At 51.5% G+C, this 19,579-nt stretch carries 15 protein-coding genes and 1 tRNA gene; 11 read left to right on the top strand and 5 right to left on the bottom strand.

The features are described 5' to 3' along the window. Positions 1–55: 55 nt before the first annotated feature. Together tig and AC6I7T_RS08685 are read right to left on the bottom strand one after the other, a co-directional pair. Complete coding sequence (gene tig / locus AC6I7T_RS08690; RefSeq protein WP_497792966.1) at positions 56–1,444, bottom strand: trigger factor; 1,389 nt, start codon at positions 1,442–1,444, stop codon at positions 56–58. Between the two features lie 310 nt (positions 1,445–1,754). Continuing rightward, on the bottom strand, positions 1,755–2,954 hold the full coding sequence (locus AC6I7T_RS08685; RefSeq protein ID WP_497792965.1) for an aldose 1-epimerase: 1,200 nt from the start codon (positions 2,952–2,954) through the stop codon (positions 1,755–1,757). 162 nt (positions 2,955–3,116) lie between these two features. Here AC6I7T_RS08685 and AC6I7T_RS08680 point away from each other — a divergent pair, with 162 nt between their 5' ends. The 3 genes from AC6I7T_RS08680 (at position 3,117) to AC6I7T_RS08670 (ending at position 4,618) form a co-directional block, all read left to right on the top strand. Further along, on the top strand, positions 3,117–3,824 hold the full coding sequence (locus tag AC6I7T_RS08680) for a uracil-DNA glycosylase (RefSeq protein ID WP_497792964.1): 708 nt from the start codon (positions 3,117–3,119) through the stop codon (positions 3,822–3,824). A 106-nt stretch (positions 3,825–3,930) separates the two neighbouring features. Beyond that, on the top strand, positions 3,931–4,086 hold the full coding sequence (locus tag AC6I7T_RS08675) for a DUF3309 family protein (protein ID WP_497792963.1): 156 nt from the start codon (positions 3,931–3,933) through the stop codon (positions 4,084–4,086). Between the two features lie 190 nt (positions 4,087–4,276). After that, positions 4,277–4,618, top strand: a complete 342-nt coding sequence (locus tag AC6I7T_RS08670) for a DnaJ family domain-containing protein (RefSeq protein ID WP_497792962.1) — start codon at positions 4,277–4,279, stop codon at positions 4,616–4,618. Between the two features lie 203 nt (positions 4,619–4,821). On the opposite strand, the gene AC6I7T_RS08665 is transcribed toward AC6I7T_RS08670, so the two are convergent. Both AC6I7T_RS08665 and AC6I7T_RS08660 read right to left on the bottom strand, forming a co-directional pair. After that, positions 4,822–5,343 (bottom strand): hypothetical protein, encoded by a 522-nt coding sequence (locus tag AC6I7T_RS08665; protein WP_497792961.1) that lies wholly within the window; start codon positions 5,341–5,343, stop codon positions 4,822–4,824. Between the two features lie 186 nt (positions 5,344–5,529). Next, a tRNA-Gly gene (locus AC6I7T_RS08660) sits at positions 5,530–5,604 on the bottom strand. Between the two features lie 375 nt (positions 5,605–5,979). Here AC6I7T_RS08660 and eat point away from each other — a divergent pair. The 7 genes from eat (at position 5,980) to AC6I7T_RS08625 (ending at position 17,193) form a co-directional block, all read left to right on the top strand. Next, positions 5,980–7,347: an ethanolamine permease gene (gene eat, locus AC6I7T_RS08655; protein WP_497792960.1), complete on the top strand. Its 1,368-nt coding sequence runs from the start codon at positions 5,980–5,982 to the stop codon at positions 7,345–7,347. 5 nt (positions 7,348–7,352) lie between these two features. After that, positions 7,353–8,747, top strand: coding sequence for an ethanolamine ammonia-lyase subunit EutB (locus AC6I7T_RS08650; protein WP_497792959.1), 1,395 nt, complete (start codon positions 7,353–7,355; stop codon positions 8,745–8,747). Next, positions 8,744–9,508: an ethanolamine ammonia-lyase subunit EutC gene (gene eutC / locus AC6I7T_RS08645; protein WP_497792957.1), complete on the top strand. Its 765-nt coding sequence runs from the start codon at positions 8,744–8,746 to the stop codon at positions 9,506–9,508. The genes AC6I7T_RS08650 and eutC overlap by 4 nt, the downstream gene beginning before the upstream one ends. A 647-nt stretch (positions 9,509–10,155) precedes the next feature. After that, positions 10,156–11,418 carry an L-rhamnose isomerase gene (locus AC6I7T_RS08640; RefSeq protein ID WP_497792956.1) on the top strand — a complete coding sequence of 421 codons (1,263 nt, stop codon included), beginning with the start codon at positions 10,156–10,158 and terminating at the stop codon, positions 11,416–11,418. A 208-nt stretch (positions 11,419–11,626) separates the two neighbouring features. Then, entirely contained in the window at positions 11,627–12,658 is a 1,032-nt protein-coding gene (gene rhaT, locus AC6I7T_RS08635; RefSeq protein WP_497792955.1) for an L-rhamnose/proton symporter RhaT, read from the top strand. Positions 12,659–12,847: 189 nt separating this feature from the next. Beyond that, positions 12,848–14,830, top strand: coding sequence for a hypothetical protein (locus AC6I7T_RS08630; protein ID WP_497792954.1), 1,983 nt, complete (start codon positions 12,848–12,850; stop codon positions 14,828–14,830). Between the two features lie 110 nt (positions 14,831–14,940). Then, positions 14,941–17,193 (top strand): M28 family metallopeptidase, encoded by a 2,253-nt coding sequence (locus tag AC6I7T_RS08625; protein ID WP_497792953.1) that lies wholly within the window; start codon positions 14,941–14,943, stop codon positions 17,191–17,193. A 154-nt stretch (positions 17,194–17,347) separates the two neighbouring features. Here AC6I7T_RS08625 and AC6I7T_RS08620 read toward each other — a convergent pair whose 3' ends face one another. Then, positions 17,348–18,463: an ATP-binding protein gene (locus AC6I7T_RS08620; RefSeq protein WP_497792952.1), complete on the bottom strand. Its 1,116-nt coding sequence runs from the start codon at positions 18,461–18,463 to the stop codon at positions 17,348–17,350. 815 nt (positions 18,464–19,278) lie between these two features. On the opposite strand from AC6I7T_RS08620, the gene AC6I7T_RS08615 reads away from it, so the two are divergent. Next, complete coding sequence (locus tag AC6I7T_RS08615; protein ID WP_497792951.1) at positions 19,279–19,539, top strand: YtxH domain-containing protein; 261 nt, start codon at positions 19,279–19,281, stop codon at positions 19,537–19,539. The last annotated feature ends 40 nt before the right edge of the window (positions 19,540–19,579 follow it).

Genomic DNA, 19,579 nt, shown 5'->3' with positions numbered 1-19,579 from the left:
GTGAATGGGAAAGCCGGAGGTACAACTCTCCGGCTCAGGATCAAGACAGGGAACTCTATGCTAAACGCTCGTAGAGCAATGTCCCGGTCTTCTCACGCCGCAATTGTTCACGGATTCTAGCGAGGCTTCCGTCCTGCGTCAAACGATTGCGGAGTTGTTCGACTGGTTCACGGCTCTGAAGTGCGATAAGTTGTAGTTCCTGCTCTACTTCTTCGTCAGAGATTTCAACCTTTTCTTCGTCGGCGATCTTGTCGAGTACGATGATGCCCTTCACTTCGCCTGCAGCCGATTCATGCTGGGCTGAGCGCAAGCGGTCGAAATCCATCTTCCGCATGTCTTCGGGACTCATTCCCTGTGCTGCTAAAGCACGGAGTCCGCGATCCAGGCGGTAATCGATCTGCTGTTGTACCAGCGATTCCGGAACCGGGAATTGGAAGTGATTTGCCAAGGCTTCAATCAACTGACTCTTCGTATCGGACTCAACGCGACGGCGCTTGTCCTCTGCCATGTGCTCGCGGAACTTCGTCTCGAAGTCTGCCAAGGATTCATAATCGCCCAGTTCCTTCGCGAATTCATCATTCAATTCGGGAAGATTGCGCTTCTTGATTGCCTTGACCTGGATGTCGTAGGCCACAGTCTTGCCAGCCAGACGCTTGTCTGAGAAGTCCGCCGGGTACACGACTTCAAATTTCAATTCTTGCCCGGGCTTGGAGCCGCGCAGAGCATTGGTGAAGGATTCCAAGGTGTACTTGCCGCCGACTTCGACATTGACGTCTTCGCCTTCCATCGGCTCGACAGAGTCAGCTTCCTCGGTTTCACCCTTGAACTCGCCCTTGAAGGAGATTTGAGCCCAGTCGCCATCGACCAGAGCACGATCCTCTTCGACAGGCTCGATGGTGCCGCGAGAATCGCGAATACGCTCCAACTCCGCCTGATACTCTTCTTCGGTCAGTTCGGTAGAGGGCTTTTCCACTTTGACGTCTTTGTATCCGTCGATGGTAAAGGTGGGCATGATTTCAAAGCTGGCTTTGCAATGAAGCGGCTGTCCGTCCTCTACCGTCAGCTCGGTGACCTGTGGCTGCGAAACCGGTTTGACGTCCTGAGCTTCAATGACTTTGCGGAAATGCTCAGGAAGCAGCGATTCCATTACATCCTGGCGAATGGAATCAGCAAAGCGGCCACGAATCAAAGTTTCCGGCACCTTTCCAGCGCGGAATCCAGGAATCTTGGCAAGCTTCTGATACCGTTTTACGACCTGACGAAAGCTCTTTGAGACCTCTTCAGCCGGGATGGTAAATTCTACGTCCCGCGTGCATTCCGGATTCAATACCGGACCATGATGATGGTGCTCGTGTCCTTCGTGTGAATGACCTGCGTGATCGTGCTCGGCCGATGCCGCATCTTGCGCAGTCGGAGTAGTTTCGACGGTGTCTGTAGAACTCAACGTAATGCCTTCCAGATATGTTCGCCCTTCATGCAGGATCCGCTAAAGCGCACAGCAGGGATAAAGCGCGGAATCGGGCGTCATTATCAATGGTAAGAGGCTTTCATGGAGGGGTCAAACCGTGGCCTCAGTCCTTTGAAAATACGGAAGGAATCCTGGAAACTCCCGGGCAAATCGCTCGTAAGCTGCTGATTCCACTAGAACGATTTTTGAGGTCCTGCTGGAACGGTTTTTAGCGCGGGTACCGAAAGATGGTTTGGAAAGAGGTTTTTTGATGGGACAGCTATGGTTTGCTGCCCCATCAATAGATTTATTTGTTCGGGGTGAAGAGTTCCAGACGAACCTTCCAGGTAACGGATTGGCCGGGTTTGAGCGTGACCATGCCCGTATCGGTACCCTTCCATACCTTCCCGAAGGGGTCGCCATAGTTGAACTGCTCCTCGACGGCAGCAAAAGCTTTGTCCTTCGGAGCGTACACCTGGATCGATTTAATTTCGGGAGAGAGGCCAATGATGTGGATTCCATAGTTTGCCGCGGGATCCGCAACATTGACGATTACCTTGTCATTTTCTTTCTTGAGGTTCATGAAATTGTCATCGAGAAAGATGTCGTCCAGCGCTTTGCCCTCAGAAGCGGTGAAGTCATAGGGTGTCCCTTTGACAGGCAGGACTTTCCCGGTCGGGAAGACGTCTCCATAATTGTTGACTTCGGCGCGCTTGTCTCCGGGGATATAAAGCTTCGCCTGCTTACGATCGCCGCTGGGGAAGGAAAAGTATGGATGCCAGCCAATAGCCATCGGCTCGGGCTCGTTGCCTACGTTCTTGGCCGTAATGGTGCTCTCCACCGCGTCGCCGCTGAGGCTGATGGTGAAATTCAAATCTGTGCTGGAAGGCCAGTGTCCGCCAAAATTGCCAGCATGAATTACTCCGGTAATGGTCTGTCCGTCGGCTGAAGTTTGGGTGCTGACGCTGTCAGTCTGCCGGTTCATGATCAGACCATGCATCGCATGCCATTCTCCATTCGGATTATTGGCATCCTTCCAGTTTGCCGGTAAGGTCAGGGTCTTGCCCTGCCACTCCGTTGTAATTGTTTTCTTGTCATCCGAAAGTTTTCCACGGATGCGGTTGGGGTAGGGAACGAGGAAAGCTCCTCCGAACTTGAAGCTCTGGTTGCCATTGAAATCATCCGGACCGCCATTCATCCTGCTGGCTGCTTCCTCAAGAGTCGGAGATGCAAAAAGCTTTACTTCTCCTTTTCCTGGGAGGTAGGCCGTGATCTGGAAGAGATTCATGCCTCGTCCGGGGAGAATGGTGGCGCTCAAGAACTCTGGCTTAGCTCCATTGGTGGTTGCTTTACGCGTCAGCGTAACGACATCCTGTCCGCCAATTTTTGGCGTGCTTTGCGCGGTAGAAGCAGAAGGTTGCGCTTCAGGCTGTGGCGCCTTTTTGCAACCCGACATGAACAGTACCCCTACGGCGACTGCAATGACTGCCTGTCTGCCTATCCTCATTCGAAGAACCTCATCCTTGGTCATATTGAGCTACGGAGGCTTCCGAGGGAGCCCTCAATAGACACTGAGGTGCTTCTGCTGGAGCCTTTCAGTGAGCGGAGCCATTTTACGCTTTGCGGTAGAAACGAGGCACAGGGTGGAAAACCCTATAGAATTTCCTCTGTGTTCCCCAAAGATATCCCCAAGAAGAACGATCTCAAGTCTTTCAACGAACGTGTGGTTCAGTGCCAATTGTGTCCGCGTTTGCGACATCACTGCACGCTGATTGCTGAACAAAAGCGCAGAGCCTATCAAGACTGGAAGTACTGGGGCCTTCCCGTGCCTTCGTTCGGAGATCCTAAGGCACGTGTAGCAATTGTAGGATTGGCTCCCGGTGCGCACGGATCGAATCGTACCGGCAGGCCTTTCACCGGCGACGGTTCCGGAGATTTTCTGTATCCCGTGCTACATGCAACGGGGTTTGCTTCGCAGCCGAAAGCCTGGGCTATGGATGATGGTCTGAAGTTACGTGATCTGTGGATTACTTCGGTAGTCCGCTGCGCTCCTCCCGATAACAAACCGTTGCCTGAAGAGCTGCGTAATTGTGCTCCCTATCTGGATGAAGAATTGTCGTTACTGAAGCGCCTGCGGGTGGTTGTCTGTTTAGGAAAAATTGCTCTCGATGGATATGTGAGTCACTTGGTAAGAACCGGTCAACGTGCCAATCGCAGTGGCTTTGCTTTTGCTCATGGTGGGGAGTGGGAGGTTGCCTCGAGAAAGTATCTTTTAGCCAGCTATCACCCATCCCTGCAAAATACAAATACTGGAAGATTAACGATGGAGATGTTTTCTGCAATTTTCGATCGAGCTCGGGAACTAGCCGACAGTTAGGATAACAACCTGTCCAGAGGACATCTTTGAGCGCGAATGATCGCATCTCCTTTTTGTGGGCTATGAACTGAGGGAGTGAAATCTGAACCCCGGAGGGTTCTAACTTATGATTATTGATGTTCTGATCGTACTGCTTGTCCTGATGTTGATTGGGGTCTTTCCCTCCTGGCCGTACAGCCGGAGCTGGGGCTATTACCCGAGCAGCGGGATCGGCTTGGTATTGCTGATCGTAATCGTTCTTCTTCTATTACACGTCGTCTAGGTCCTGCCTCCTCGGGGCTTGCCAAAGCTTAAAAATTCCGGATGGAATAAGCCATCCGGTAGGTAGTTAAAGGCCGGAGAGCAAGCAGTCTCTCCGGCCTTGTTCTATTTCTCCGTGAGCTTCGGTACTACCGTGAATGCTTGGAGATGAAATCGTTGTCCCTTAGTCGTCGTCACGGTAAACTCAGGAAATGGATGTATGGCAGCTTATCGCGGAGCGCAAGATTCGTGAGGGAATAGAGGAAGGTGCTTTCGACCATCTAGAGGGCGAAGGTGAGCCGCTCGACCTCAGTGAAAATCCATTTGAAGATCCCGCCGATCGGATGGCGCATCGCTTGTTAAAGAACAACGGATTTGCTCCCGATTGGATCGAAGAGGCGAAGGAGATTGAAATGGAAGCTCGTCGCCTGCGAGATAAGGGTGCAACTTCGAAGAGGGATTTCCAACGCCGCGTCGCCGAGTTAAATCGAAGAATAGAAGCATTCAATCTGAAAGCGCCAACATCTAATTTTCACAAGCGGCAGTTCGAATAAGCTCCTAATAGAAAGTCTCTTCGTTTCACTACAAGCATCTTTTGGGTAGTTCGACATGTAGTTCTTTTTTGAAGCATCTGTATCTATTAAAGTGGCTAGCTTATGTCGGGGCAGAACCAGTAGTTAAAAATGCGCGACAGAAAAGCTGCGATGATTGGATGCTCAGAGCTATCGGTTCCGGCATCGGAACCCTTTTGACAAATTCAACGATCACCAGCCGTCGGAACTATTGAACTCCACTGCCAGATACGATCACGGTCGGACGGCGAAAGCAACTCCTTTGGAAGGCGGACAAAACTGTTGGGTGATGACAAGAAGACGAAAGCGTCGGGCATGTCTATGCGCTTGATAAAGGCTTGCCACGTTTGATGCGATGTGGCCTGGCCATTGACCTGCTCGCAGAAGATTCCTGATTCATCCACAGTGAGGACCTGCCCATTGAGCATCGTTTGTTCTTCGGCGTAGATCTTCCTCAAGCATCTCTCCTGAGACCACTTCGCTAGCGGCTTGTAAAAGACCCAGAGCAGAGCCATCATGGCATAAAGTGTGAAAGTCGGCACGCGGGCGGCTGGCAAATGCGGTGCTAGTCCCAGCCCCAGACAAACAATAGCCAAGACTAAGTACTCCATCTTCGAACGCTGCCGAACCCGTTTGGGTTTGGCAGCAATAACGGTCTGACAGGTGTCCCTGTACTGTTCAAAGGTGATAGTCGGCTGAAAACGCATTCGATCACAGAATAATTCAGTCCACCCCAATGTCACAGTTGAGTTGTCGGTGAACCGGTCATACGGAACTGGCCGCGTCCGAGTAGTTATCAAACAGGAACTTAGTGTACCGAAGGCGCACAACAGCAAGAGTATCGAGGATATGGCAACTGATTATTGAACTGAGCTTTGGGAGAGGGATGAATATGGAGCGGGAGACCGGGATCGAACCGGCGACATTCAGCTTGGGAAGCTGACGTTCTACCACTGAACTACTCCCGCCTTTAGAATCAATCACTTATGCAGTGTCGATTACGTCGCTGCTTTCCACGCTGTCCAGTTGTACTGGATGTTTTGGAAAACCAAAGACTTGGCGCAGAGTCAGTATATATCAAAACCTCATGTGTTCGAGGTAGCCCCAATCTGCCGAAGTTTAGTTTGCAGGACTGCTTTGTTTGTGCGTCCTGCTGTGCTCGTTATTCCCACGCCCTGATATTTCAAGTTTTCTTGTAAATGCAAATCTGAGATGATGCGGAGAAAGCTTCTCTACGAGCTCGCAATACGATTCGTTCAATCGTTGGTCGAGTCCCTTTCTTCTGCAGTTTTTTGATAACTGATTCGGGTAGGACATGTTCACAACAAGCGAATAGGAGCCGCATGGACGCACATCCGCATCTGAAGGCAACATTGACCACATGGCAGCTCTGGGGGATCGCCGTTGGGCTGGTGATTTCGGGTGAGTATTTTGGCTGGAGCTACGGTTGGGCGAGTGCCGGGACGTTGGGTTTTCTCATAACCACAATTCTTGTGGCGACCATGTATACGGCTTTCATCTTTAGCTTTACCGAGCTAACCACTGCTATTCCCAATGCCGGTGGTCCGTTTGCTTATGCGCAGAGAGCCTTTGGTGAATTGGGTGGATATATTGCCGGAGCTGCAACTCTTATCGAATTTGTTTTTGCCCCTCCGGCCATAGCGCTTGCTATCGGTGCATACCTCAATGTGCAATACCCTGGACTCGACCCCAGGCATGCGGCAGTACTGTCCTATCTCTTCTTTATGGCGATCAATATTCTCGGGGTGAAGATTGCGGCGAGCTTTGAACTCTTCATTACGACACTCGCTATTCTTGAGCTGATTGTCTTCATGGCGGTGGTTGCGCCAGGGTTTCATGTGAAGAATTTCCTCGCAAACGGATGGGCTGGGCAGACACATTTCTCGTTCGCAACACTCCATGGCATGTTTACGGCTGTTCCTTTCGCAATCTGGTTCTTTCTTGCGATTGAAGGAGTAGCCATGGCTGCAGAGGAGGCAAAGGACCCTTCCCGCTCGATCCCAATTGCTTATATCGCGGGTATCGGGACTCTGCTATCGCTTGCAATTGGTGTCATGCTGTTTGCCGGGGCCGTCGGCAATTGGCAGTTGCTGGCGAATATCAATGATCCATTACCCCAAGCGATGAAGATGATTGTTGGTTCCTCGAGTGGCTGGCTGCATATGTTGGTATGGCTGGGCCTCTTTGGACTGATCGCATCGCTGCACGGCATCATTTTTGGATACTCACGCCAGATCTTTGCTCTTGCACGTGCAGGATATCTTCCAGAGGTCCTGGGCCGAATTCATCCCCGGTTGAAGACTCCGTGGGTGGCAATTCTGGCGGGTGGCGTTGTGGGAATAGCGGCGATTTACAGCGATTCCTGGGTTACCATTGCAGGCCAACCTCTTACTGCGAATGTCGTCACTATGTCAGTATTGGGAGCACTACTGATGTATGCGGTTAGCATGCTTGCTCTTTTCCGATTGAGAAAGAGTGAGCCCGATCTCAAACGCCCCTTTCGTGCGAGGATGTACCCTTTCTCTCCCATCTGGACTTTACTCGGGGTTGCGATTTGTCTGGCTAGTATTCTCTATTCGAACAAAATCGTTTCTGCGATCTTCTTTTCCCTTGTGGCTCTTGGATATCTGCTGTTCCGGGTTGTCCGTCGTCGCTCGGTTGAGCCTGACGAAGTTTTTGCCAAGGTATAGCTGATATGGAGTTTTCTCACATAATTCGCGGTTCTAAGTATCGCTTTGGAGATCTAAAGACTCTGCTTGCCAAGGCTACTCCTGAACGCTCTGGAGACTGTCTGGCAGGATTGGCAGCAGAGTCGGAGCTAGAGCGCGCTGCTGCCAAATTCGCACTGGCCGACGTTCCCCTGAAGCACTTTCTTAACGAAGCCGTTATTCCGTATGAAGACGACGATGTTACGCGCCTGATTTATGACACTCATGATGCCGAAGCGTTTGCCCCAATTGCCCATTTAACCGTTGGACAATTCAGGGAGTGGCTGCTGCAGGATACCCAGACCCCGGCTACGCTCAATGCCGTCAGTGCCGGACTTACCCCGGAGATGGTTGCGGCGGTTTCAAAGCTAATGCGCAATCAAGATCTTATTCTCGCGGCAAGCCGCTGCCGTGTTGTGACCCGCTTCCGTTCTACTATCGGTCTTCCCGGAACCATGTCTGTTCGTCTGCAACCCAATCATCCCACCGACGATCCGCGAGGGGCGATGGCTTCCGTTATCGACGGAATCCTGTATGGGTGTGGCGACGCGGTGATTGGTATCAATCCCGCGACCGACAGCATTGCTTCTTCTATTAAGCTGCTTCATCTGCTGGATGAGTTTCGAGTCCGTTTCGAAGCTCCAGTGCAAAGTTGCGTTCTGATGCATGTGACAAACACAATGCAAGCCATTGCACAAGGAGCTCCGGTCGATCTGGTCTTTCAATCGATTGCTGGAACGCAAAAGGCAAATGAAAGCTTTGGGGTTAACCTCGAAATGCTTCGGGAAGCAGAAGAGGCAGCCTTGAGCCTACGGCGCGGAACGGTAGGCAATCATTGCATGTATTTTGAAACCGGGCAGGGAACCGCTCTCTCCGCAGCGGCCAACTTCGGAGTAGATCAACAAACCTGCGAAGCACGTGCTTATGCCGTTGCCCGTAGATATCATCCATTGCTCGTGAATACGGTGGTAGGCTTTATTGGTCCTGAGTACCTATACGACAGCAAGCAGATCATCCGCGCTGGCCTGGAGGATCACTTCTGCGGCAAGCTTCTAGGCCTACCGATGGGTTGCGATGTTTGCTACACCAACCACGCCGAAGCCGATCAGGACGATATGGACTCCTTGCTTACTCTGCTCGCAGTGGCGGGAGTGAATTTCATCATCGCTGTTCCGGGTGCTGACGACATCATGCTGAACTACCAGAGCGTGTCTTTTCACGATGCGCTTTATATTCGCAGTGTTCTTGGACTGAAGAGGGCACCGGAATTCGAAGAGTGGCTTCGGGCAATGCAAGTTACTGACGAGCGGGGCAAGTTTACCTTGTCGGGCGGTGTCGTTCAGCGACTTCTGCCTGAAATGGGGATTCGAGATTTCGCGTGAAAGATGAATTGGTTCAAGTAGAATCCTGGCGCTCTTTATCCCGATGGACTTCGGCCCGCATCGCTATGGGACGAGTGGGGGCCAGTTTGCCTACGCAAGCCGTGCTTGAGTTTTCACTCGATCACGCACGCGCACGTGACACGATTCACGTTCCCCTCGATGTAAATACATTACAGGTGCAGTTTCAGCAGGCTGGTTTTCACTCAACGCATGTATGGAGTCAGGCACGAGACAGAGCTGAGTATCTACGCCGTCCTGATCTCGGACGTGTTCTGGATTCAGCTTGTACCAAAATATTCGAGGGCCTGAATGTCGCTCCTCCCGCAATGCTCACCGTCGTTGTTGCCGATGGGCTTTCTTCCCTGGCTCCTGCGTCTCATGCAATACCAATATTGGAGAGATTGCGTGCGGGACTGGTGGATTGGAATCTGGACAGCGTTATCGTGGCGACACAAGCACGCGTCGCGCTGGGGGATGAGATTGGAAGACTTCGCGGTGCCGAAGCGGTTCTTGCCCTGATAGGCGAACGACCTGGCCTCAAATCGGCAGATAGCTTGGGAGCTTATCTGACCTACCGGCCGCATCCGGGATGCACAGATGCAGAAAGAAACTGCATCTCCAATATCCGGGCCGGTGGGCTGTCCTATGACGAAGCTGTCTTCCGGTTGCTCCACCTGCTCGGAAAAGCCAGAAAACTCGGATGCACTGGAGTTGCCTTGAAGGATGACAGTGACCGATCCGAGGTTGAGCGCTTGCCCTGAGAGCATTGCATCTCAAATGATGGTTTTAAAACGGGACAAATAGCAGATTGTCTATCCCTGCCGGTAGGATCGGGGTTGAAGAGGGAAACTGGTTCGACCTCAATTTCTGCTGACCATATGCCTGGACTGGAATGTCGCAATTCCCCTACCCTCCGGATGATGCGGCACACTCTTCCAGCTGCGATTTGAGTTCTTGGACGGACAGGCGAAAACTAGATTTTTCGTCCTGTGAGCATGATCGACCAGCATTGATTCCTATAGGTTTACTTCTCATCTCTAAATCTCAGTTTCATAACAAAAATATTTGGTTTCAATTGAGAATCGAAATTCTTCAATCCAGGGGTCTTTGATCAGGCGCAGACCCGTTTGAGATCAGACATCTTATGCTTGCACTCCGGGAAAAGGCGCCTTTGGTCATTCCACTTCTAAGCCGAAGGATCTGCAGGAGTAAGGGCGGGAAGAGTGCTGCGGTTGGAATCCTCTGCATGCGGTGGCTGGGTCGCCAAGGAAAACTTTCATGTCAATAGAAAAACTCTTTTATATACGAGTTGAAAGTCGGTATGATGACTGACGAATTCCTTTTCTTCACGCAGAGGTTTATGCGTTTAGGCAGTTGCGTGGCGGTAGGGGCGAGAGGGTGTGTTCGAATGATTGAGACCGCAGATAAAATACAGGCCGCTTATGATCTGGCGAAAGAACGTTTCGCCGAAATCGGGGTCGATACCGACAGTGTTCTTCGCAAGCTGGATTTAATTCCCATATCTATTCAGTGCTGGCAGGGAGACGACGTCCGTGGTTTTGAGAATCCTACAGGGAGTCTCACGGGCGGAATTCAGGCAAGTGGAAACTATCCAGGGAGAGCTCGTAGCGCAGAGGAATTACGGGCTGATCTGGAGCTGGCAATGGCTCAGATCCCGGGCAAGAAGCGCGTCAATCTCCACGCGATCTATCTGGAAGCAGGGAAGGTGGTCGAGCGGGATGCTATCCAGCCAGAGCACTTCCAGCGGTGGGTCGAATGGGCGAAAAAGAACGATCTCGGGCTGGATTTCAATCCGACCTGTTTCTCGCACCCCTTCAGTGAACAGGGCATGACCCTGAGCCATCCTGACGCCAAGATCCGGAAGTTCTGGATCGATCATTGCATCGCCAGCCGCCGCGTCAGTGACTACTTTGGCAAAGAGCTTGGTACTCCCGCGGTGATGAATGTCTGGATTCCAGACGGCTATAAGGATCTTCCTGCCGATCGCCTCTCACCACGTCAGCGTTTGATGGAAGCTTTGGACGAGATCATGGCTGCTTCTTCGACCGGCAATCATAAGGTTGCGGTGGAGGGGAAACTCTTCGGGATTGGAGCAGAGAGTTACACGGTAGGATCGAACGATTTCTATCTGGCCTATGCCGCCAGCCGTAAAGTTCTTCTTTGCCTCGATGCTGGCCATTTCCATCCGACAGAGAGCGTTGCCGATAAGATTTCAACCGCTCTTTGCTATCTCGATGAGATTCTTCTTCACGTTTCCCGTCCAGTTCGCTGGGATAGCGATCATGTCGTTTTGCTCGACGATCCGACTCTGGAGATTGCTCAGGAGATCGTTCGTTGCGACGCTTTGTCACGCGTGAACATTGGTCTGGATTTCTTCGACGCCAGCATCAATCGAGTGGCCGCATGGGTTGTGGGGACTCGCAGCATGCGCAAGGCTCTGCTGCGTGCTCTGCTTGAGCCCAAGGCCAAGCTGCGTGAAGCTGAGGCCAAGTTTGATGGCACGACCAGGATGGCTCTTCTGGAAGAACTGAAGTCTCTTCCCTGGTCGTCGGTTTGGGAGTATTACTGCGCTTCTAAGGATGTTCCTGCCGGGATTGGCTGGCTGGATAATGTCAGGTCCTATGAATCGAAGGTCCTCAGCAAGCGTTAACGAGACGTGGATGCTCTTGTCTACAAGTTTGTTCTTGACGAGTGGCAGAGCATCAGGCAGGGTCAACAGAGGTTGATAGAGCCTTTCTCGGTATAGGTGTAGATGAGGGAAGCTGAACTCAGTGCGGCTGTCTGATATAGATGGCCGCACTGAACCATGTTTAACGCCTCGCACTACCCAGATAGTGTTCTAGTAAGAAGGAGATTGAGTGTCGGCAATTATTTCTGGGATAGGATGGCACATGGTCGGCGCGGCATCTGCCGCTTCGTTCTACGCTCCAATTGAAAAAGTAAAAAGATGGTCGTGGGAAACCACTTGGGCCGTAGCTGGCCTCTTCTCCTGGATACTGCTTCCCATCTGCGTCAGTCTTGTACTTCTTCCTGATTTTCGAGCCTTCTATTCGGCTCTCGACGCAACTGTCTTTTGGAAGACATTTCTCTTCGGGTGCATGTGGGGCATCGGTAATGTGAATTACGGTCTGACGATGCGGTACCTGGGGATGTCACTCGGCATCGGCGTGGCAATCGGAGTTACGCTTGTTGTCGGAACCCTGATTCCGCCTCTTCTGCACGGACAATTCCTCTACCTCTTCACAACCAGGAGCGGCATTTTCACCATGGCTGGAATTATTATTGCCCTGATTGGTGTGGCTATTGTCTCGTTTGCCGGTCATCAGAAAGAGCAGCAACTCGGGGTAAGTACCGAGCAGTTCAATCTGAAGATCGGGCTACTTCTGGCGGTGATGTGCGGAATCTTCTCTTCCGGCATGTCGTTTGCCATGGATGCCGCTAAGCCAATTCAGGCTGCTGCCCTGCAAGTTGGGGTGAAACCGTTGTACTCGGCCCTTCCGAGCTACGTGATTATCATGGGCGGTGGAGCTCTAATCAATCTGAGCTATTGCTTTATTCGGCTGGCATTTAAGAAGGAGCTTTCCCTCAAGGCTGATCTTTCTCAACCGAGTCCGGTTCTCATGAAGAATAGTTGTATGGCTGCTGCAGGCGGGACTATGTGGTATCTGCAATTCTTCTTCTATGCCTGGGGCGCAGCCAGTATTCCGGCAAGTCTTTCGTACGTGAACTGGATGCTACACATGAGCGGGTATGTTCTGTGCGGTGCAATCGTGGGCCTTGCGCTAGGCGAGTGGCAGGAAGTGGGACCAAAACCGGTTCGGTGGTTGTGGGCTGGAATGGTTGTGATCATTGCGGCGGCCAATCTGGTTGGCCTCGGGATGGCTTCCTGAGTTTGCGACCTGCAGCTTGAGAATTCGCAGTAATTATTGACATTGAAAACGGCGGCTAACGTTGATTGCGTTGGTCGCCATTTTCTTTTCCGTCCAGGTCTCCCGGTAGAAATCCTTGACACTCCAAGGCTTCGAAACATAGCATCAACTCGTTTCAGCACTTAACGTTAACGTACCCGGTAAATGAAAATGAGAGAAATATGGAGCTGGCTTCCTGCTGCAATCTTGGCTTTGAACCTGCAATCAAGCTTCACTGTTGCTGAACAACATCCGGTAAAGACGGTTGTTTTGAATGGTGCCAGTTCTGGACGGATATTCGATGGTATCGGTGCTGCGAGTGCCGGAGCTTCCTCCCGTCTACTGATCGACTATCCCGAACCCTATCGCAGTCAAATTCTCGATTATCTTTTCAAACCTCACTATGGAGCGTCGCTACAGCATTTGAAGGTCGAGATTGGCGGAGATGTAAATTCGACGGATGGCTCGGAGCCTAGTCACATGCGAACGCCGACAGATCATAACTACTCCCGTGGTTACGAATGGTGGCTTATGCAGGAGGCGAGAAAGAGGAATCCGAAGATTGTGCTCGATACTTTGGCCTGGGGGGCTCCCGGATGGATCGGGAAGGGGCACTTTTACTCGGAAGACATGGCGAATTATGTTGCCGACTTTCTGGAAGGTGCTAGGAAGACCTATGGCCTGGACATTGCCTACACAGGTGTTTGGAATGAAGTGCACTTCGACCCGGATTATATAAAGACGTTGCGTCGTGTTCTGGATGCTCATCATCTTGGGACAAAAATTGTCTGCTGCGATGAATATCCAAAGAAGGATGTTGACCAGTGGAGCATCGTGTCGGCAATGGAGAAGGATCCTCAGCTGCGCGATGCCGTTGCTGTAGTGGGTGTTCACTATCCGCGTGTAGAGGGCAAGCTCACAACGTCAGAAGCTGCGTTGCGGATTGGAAAGCCTCTTTGGTCCAGTGAAGATCAGCCTGCTTCCAGTTCATCGGATATTCTGTCGCGAGATTGGAAGATCGGCGGTCGTTTATTGGCGCAGTTGTACAACGAGAATTACCTCAAGGGCGGCATGACTGCGACTGAAATCTGGAGCCCCGTAACCTCGTACTATGACATTCTGCCTGCCCCGAATTCCGGGCTGATGTATGCCAATACTCCCTGGTCTGGCTTCTACGACGTTCAAGGAGCGATTTGGGCTACCGCGCATACGACTCAGTTTGCAGAGCCTGGCTGGCAATACCTGGACAGCTCATCGGGGGATCTGCCGGAGAAGGGCAACTATGTCGCTCTCAAGTCGCCTGATAATCAAAATTGGAGCGTAATTCTCCAGACGATTGATGCCAAAAGGCCGCAAGAGGTGGATTTCGCAATACAGGGTGGCCTTTTGTCGACTACTGTTCATGTCTGGGAGACCAATAGCCAGCGGACCTTCGAACATGTTGGGGATATTCCCGTAGAAAATGGGGAATTTCACTATACCTTCGAGCCCGATTCTCTTTATTCGCTGACTACGACGACCGGACAAGCCAAAGGCGATGCCGTCCATCCCTCGAAAACGGCTTTTCCCTTTCCATACAAAGACGATTTTGAGAAGGCTGGGATGAACAACATCCCTCGATACCTTTCCGATCAGAATGGAGCTTTTGAGATTACGTCGTGCAATCACCGTGCAGGCAGGTGCCTAGAACAGGTCATCACGCAGAAGCCGATTCCTTGGATCCCACTGCCCGAACCTTGGACCTTAGCCGGAGACGTCGGATGGGCAGATTACCGGGTGAATTTGGATATTGATCTCCAGGAGCAGGGAAGTGCGATGCTTCTTGGGCGCATTGACTCGGCGGACGCCTTCAAAGACAGCAAAGCACCTTTGCCTAGTGGCTACGTCTTCAGAATCTCCAGTGATGGGGGCTGGGAATTGCTCTCTTCGGTATACAAGAGCCCTACGCGTAGTCTGGCAAAAGGGAAATTTGCTTCTTTGAATGGAAAGTGGCTACATTTGGAGCTTGCATTCAAAGGGAACCAAATTACCGCTTCTGTTGGTGGTAAGGTTCTTGCTTCTGTAACTGATTCCGAACACTCCCATGGCATGTTTGGAATCGGAAGCGGGTGGAACCGAGTGCAATTCGATAATCTTGCCGTGACTCTTCACTAAGCTTTCATGGACGTTACATAGACCCCACACGATTCGCGTATTCGGGTGGGGTTCTTGCTGTTAGTCTTTAAGTCATCTCTGCTGTCCTGAATTTCCAGACAAGGCAAATTATGCGTAATCTCATACTCTCTCTTGGATTACTGGCATGCACAGCACATGCACTTGATTCCACGCAACTCTTGCGCGGCTATACGCCGGAAACATCAAAGACTGAGATTCAGTGGGAGCAAAAGTTTCGACAGATCCCCGATACCGGTCGGTTGCGCGAGAACATGCGCCGCTTAACGGCACGGCCGCATCACGTCGGTTCTGCTTACGACAAAGAGAATGCCGAGTGGCTGCTGGCCCAGCTAAAGTCTTATGGGCTGGATGCCCAGATTGAAGTATTTGACGCTCTTTTCCCAACGCCGCAGTCACGTGTTCTCGAGCTGTTGGGGGAAAAGAAGTACGTTGCCAAACTGGAAGAGCCGACTTTGAAGGTCGATCCAACCTCCGGTCAAAAGCAGGAACAGCTTCCTACCTACAATGCCTTTTCACGCGACGGAGACGTGACAGCGCCTCTGGTGTATGTGAATTATGGTGCGCCGGACGATTATGAGCATCTGGAACGGATGGGCATTTCGGTTAAGGGGGCAATTGTTATTGCCCGGTATGGAATGACCTGGAGAGGCATTAAGCCTAAGGTTGCAGCTGAACATGGAGCTGTTGGTTGCATCATCTATTCCGACCCGCATGAGGATGGCTATTTCCAGGGCGATCAGTTTCCCAACGGCCCGACGCGTCCAGCCGAGGGTGCGCAGCGGGGAAGCGTGATGGATATGCCGGTCTATCCCGGCGACCCGCAGACTCCCGGAATCGGCGCCGTTGCAGGAGCAAAGAAGATTCCTCTCGATCAAGTACAAACGATTACCAAGATTCCGGTTCTGCCGATTTCGTACGAAGATGCTTTGCCGTTTTTGAAATCGCTCGATGGCCAGTTGGTACCTAGAAATTGGAGAGGCGGTTTGCCAATTGTCTATAAAGTGGGTCCGAGTACCGCAATGGTCCATCTGGCACTGAAGTTCGACTGGAGCCGGAAACCCCTCTATAACGTGATAGCAAAGATTCCCGGGACCAAGTATCCGAATCAATGGGTTATTCGCGGAAATCATCATGACGCCTGGGTCAATGGGGCCGAAGATCCAATCTCTGGAACCAGTCCTGAGTTAGAGGAAGCTCGCGCGCTGGGTGAACTGCTGAAACAAGGCTGGAAGCCCGAACGTACGATTATTTATGCATTCTGGGATGGAGAGGAACCAGCCCTGCTAGGTTCTACGGAATGGGCTGAGACTCATGCGGCGGAGTTGACGAGACACGCAGTCGCGTATATCAATTCCGATACGAACGGCCGAGGATATCTCTATGCCGAGGGATCTCATTCGCTTGAGAACTTCGTGAACAGCGTTGCGAAAGATATCGAAGATCCTGAAACCCAGATGTCTGTCTGGAAACGGCAGAAGCTAGTGACTTTGGCTGAGGCCAGTTCCGATAAGAAGGCGGAGATCAAAACGAGGCCCGATCTTCGTATTGGGGCTTTGGGCTCTGGATCTGATTACAGCGTCTTTATTGATCATCTGGGTGTTGCAAGTATCAACCTCGGATATGGTGGCGAAGATGCTGGCGGACAGTACCACTCCATTTACGATGACTTCTATTGGTATACGCATTTTCAGGACACTGATTTTGTCTATGGCCGCGCGCTATCCCAGACGGCTGGCACGATGGTGATGAGAATGGCCGATGCAGATGTTCTTCCTTTTCAGTTCACCGATCTGGCCGACACGATTCACTCGTATGTGAGCGAAGTGAAAAGACTCGCATCGAGCATGAGAGAACAAGTGATAGAGCAGAATGAGGAGATCAACGAGGGCGTGTATCAGGCCCTTGCCGATCCCAAGAAGAAGTTCGTGCCGCCATCACCCGAAGATCTTCCTCCGTATCTCAATTTTGCTCCTCTTGAACAGGCGTCCGATGACTTGTCTGCAGCTGCAGCAAAATATGAAAAAGCTCTCGCGGAACATGGAGGAAAGGCATCGCCAGAACTCAATGAGGAGTTGATCCGGTCGGAAAGAGCTTTTCTGGATCCGATGGGATTGCCCAATCGGCCCTGGTTCCAAAACATGATCTATGCTCCCGGCCTTTATACCGGATATGGCGTAAAAACACTTCCTGCCGTGCGCGAGGCTATTGAACAGAAGCAGTGGAAGAGTGTGGATGCTGAGATAGCACGTACGGCCGCGGTCATCGAACAGTATGCCGTTACTATTCGGCGTGCCGTGGAATCGTTCTCCGGCAGAAGTTCTGTGATGGCTGCCGGTAGATGAGAAATGACGCATTGCCTTTCAATCTTCGATAATCGGTAGTGACACAATTAGACTGTCCCATTCGTCAGGCCCGGTGTGTGCCTGAGGGATGGGACAGCAAAGCTCTGGAGCGCTTGTCTGTGGTTGGCTTTGCTTGAAAGACCTGGTCTCTAGATTAGATCTTGTTGCCCAGCGTGAAATAGATCGTAGCTCCCTTATGTACCTCGGCTTCAGCCCATATCTTCCCTCCGAGACGGTGAACGATTTTCTTCGCAATGGCTAGTCCTATGCCTGTGCCCTCGAATTGATCGTCGGAGTGCATTCGCTGGAAGATTCCGAAAAGCTTTTGTGCGTGTTCAAGATCGAATCCAACTCCGTTGTCCCGCACAAAATAGATGTTTTCTCCATTCTGCTTGCAGCCTATTTGGATCACTGGACGCTTTACGGGTCTCGTGAATTTGAAGGCATTGGATAGAAGATTGACGAAGGTCTGTTTCAACAAGGCAGGATCGCCGATACAGTCGGGGAGATCGCCTAGTTGAACTTCGATTTCTCTTTCACGTTGTTCTCCGCGCATGAGCCCAAGGACTTCACGAACGAGCTCCGCCAGATTGACGAGCTGCAACGAGAGCGATTGATGACCTATGCGGGAGAAGCGAAGCAGGTCTTCGACAAGCTGACTCAAATGCTGGGCGCTGGCATTAACGATGGTCAGTAATTCCTGTGTCTCAGGAGAGAGTTCCGGTCCGTGATCTTCGACGAGGATTTGTGCAAAACCGCTGACGTGGCGTAGCGGTGCACGCAGGTCATGCGAAATAGCATAGGTGAGCGCTTCAAGATCTTTGTGGGCAAGATCGCATTCAGCTGTTCTCTGGCGAATTTTTTCCTGCAGTTCCGCGTTTTCGAGGCGAACTTTCCGAACCTCCAGAGCGCGCGACAATACCGGAAGAATTGTGCTCGGCTTTACGGGCTTAAGGATGTAGTCGAGGGCTCCCGTTTGTATTGCCTGGACAGCGGAATCGACCGTACCTCGATTGGTCATTACAACGCCGACAAGTTCCGGGTCGATATGAAGAGCCGTCTTCAAGAAGGAGATCCCATCCATTTCCGGCATGGAGAGATCGGTAAGAATCAAATCGAACTTTGCGTCGAGCAACGCTTTTAGTGCTTCATGTGCGGAGGAGAACCCGACGGTATGATAGCCCGTTTGCTGAAGTGTGTTGCAGAGGGTTTGTACTTGCGCTAGTTCATCGTCGACGATCAAGAGCTTCCCGGAAGGCTGAGTTGACATGAGCTTTTCCTTCTCTGTGTCTTTATCGGTCTAACTTTAAGATTGAATAGCTAACATCAAATTTCTTTTTTGCCGATTTATCATAGCTCGCTGTCTGGTCGTTGCGGGCAAAGAGCTGCCTAGAATAAACAGGTGCAGATACTATAGCCCCATTTTGCGGTGATGAGGCTTCTTGGCCTGTTTTATCTGCTTTGAACCGACCTGTTCATCGGTTAGGTGGGTCGGTGGTCATTCCAATAAAGTTAGAATGTATAACATCTGTTTACTCAAATAAGTTCTGGAGCGTCTCCCGCAGAGGGGGATACTCTGACGCTTATGTTGGCGTCTTTGCATGTCCTGCTGATTGTGTTTGCTATCTTGGCCTTAGGCTATTCGCAACTGTATCGTTTGTTGCTCTATCGAAGGTGGGACAGCGTGCTCCGCTCATCGGGAGCTACATACGTTGAAATAATGATCGAGATGAAAGTGCGAAGGACTATTCCAGAAGTTCTTTGGGAAGGTTCCGGTTCAAGGTAAGAAGCAGGCATAAACAACATCTCGTAGCAACGTTGAGAAAAAGTCAATTATTCATGTCGACATCAGCCGGCGAAAACGAGCTGGAACTCCTCTATCATCTCATTGCCTTGAGATGATACACCCAATTCATTTCCCGGGAAGCCGGTTGCTCTAGGCGGAAAACTTATCGAAAATCCCCACAATTAAAGATTTCCATTTGCGACAACCTTGGGTATGATAGCTGCCGTCCAATAGCTAGACGTAAGGTGCGGTCTTCCCGAAAGGAGGACCACTCCCTTTAAAGCTGGAGGAGCGTGGTCATGGATTCAACCAAGTTTTGGGTGGGCTTCACCATCGGAATTTTGGCAGGAACTACGGTTGCTCTGCTATGTGCGCCGCAAAGCGGCGCTAAGACCAGAAAGCAGATCAGGCGGAAGATTGAAGATGCCGACGAGTATCTTCGTGATGCGGCGGAAGCCCTGGGAGACCGGGCAGAAAAGGTTGTCCGCCGCAGCCGGGATGTCGTTGACGATGCAATATCTACGGCAAACAGCGCTGTAAAGCGTGTCGTCGAGTTCTAGAGCTTACGGGCCGTGCGCCCGTTCGGGCTGCCTTTCAGCA

This window comes from Humiphilus diazotrophicus, assembly GCF_059726315.1.
This window is presented reverse-complemented; position numbering and strand designations above follow the sequence as displayed.